We start from the raw sequence: 1,060 nt of genomic DNA on the forward strand, positions 1-1,060 counted from the left end.
TGACGGTGTACGTCGGCCGTCCCTCGATCGCGACGCCGAAGCAGACCGTGCCGACCGGCTTGGCCTCGGTGCCACCGCCGGGGCCGGCGATGCCGGTGGTGGAGACCGCGACGTCGACCTTCAGCCGATGTCGGGCACCCTCGGCCATGGCTGCGGCGACCTGTTCGCTCACCGCGCCGTGCGCGACGATCATTTCGGCCGGTACGTCGATCAGATCGGACTTCGCGTCGTTGGAGTACGAGACCACCCCACCCATGACGTAGGCCGACGACCCGGGTCGGTCGGTGAGACGCGCAGCGACGAGACCGCCGGTGCACGACTCCGCAGTTCCGATCGAGCGACCGTCGAGGGCATCGATCAGCCGGTCGTCGATGGTGGCACCGTCGAGGGAGAAGATCTGGCGTTCATGGTGTTCGGTGAGGACGTCGAGAAGACGGCGATAGATGTGTGCGTCGCCGGAGGCGAATCGGGTCACCATGTCGAGTTCACCGTGTCGAAGGCACGTGGTGACCTCGAGCCGGTCGAGGCCGGCGATCTCTGTTTCGGCCCGGCGCAGTGTCTCGGCGAGTTGTGCCTCGTGCAACCCGTAGGCGCGCACGGTTTCCTGCTGCAGTTCGTCGGCTCGCGACAGTACGTCGGTCACCGCGGGTGAAATGACCGCGCTCGGCCACATCGCCTGCAGCTCACCGGGCGGGCCGGGCAGGATCACGATGGCCGGCACCGGCCGATCACCGGCCGCCGCGGGGATGACCACACCCGGCGCTGTACCTGTGGGCGGCAGGGCGGTGGCGCCGGCGGGAACGTGCGCCTGCTTACGGATCCCGATGCGTGTCGGTCCTGCGTCGAGGTCCGGAGCGTCCGGGCGGAAGCGGCGGATGACTCCCGCGATGTGTTCTTCGAGCTCGGGGTCGAGCAGCAACTCGCGATTGCAGAATTCGGCAACGGTCGAGACGGTGAGGTCGTCGGCGGTGGGACCGAGACCACCGCTGGTGACGACGAGGTCGATGCCCTGGTCGACGAGGAAACGCAGCTGTGCGGTCAGGTCGGCGGGCCGGTCGCC

The 1,060-nt window shown here is 68.6% G+C and carries 1 protein-coding gene; it reads right to left on the reverse strand.

Going from position 1 to position 1,060, the window contains the following annotated elements; genetic code table 11:
• A partial coding sequence (locus tag R1101_RS0124140) for a nicotinamide-nucleotide amidohydrolase family protein (protein WP_016935715.1) occupies positions 1 to 1,060 on the reverse strand: 1,060 nt, incomplete at both ends.

It is taken from the genome of Rhodococcus sp. R1101, from assembly GCF_000278445.1.
Lineage (GTDB): Bacteria > Actinomycetota > Actinomycetes > Mycobacteriales > Mycobacteriaceae > Rhodococcus > Rhodococcus gordoniae.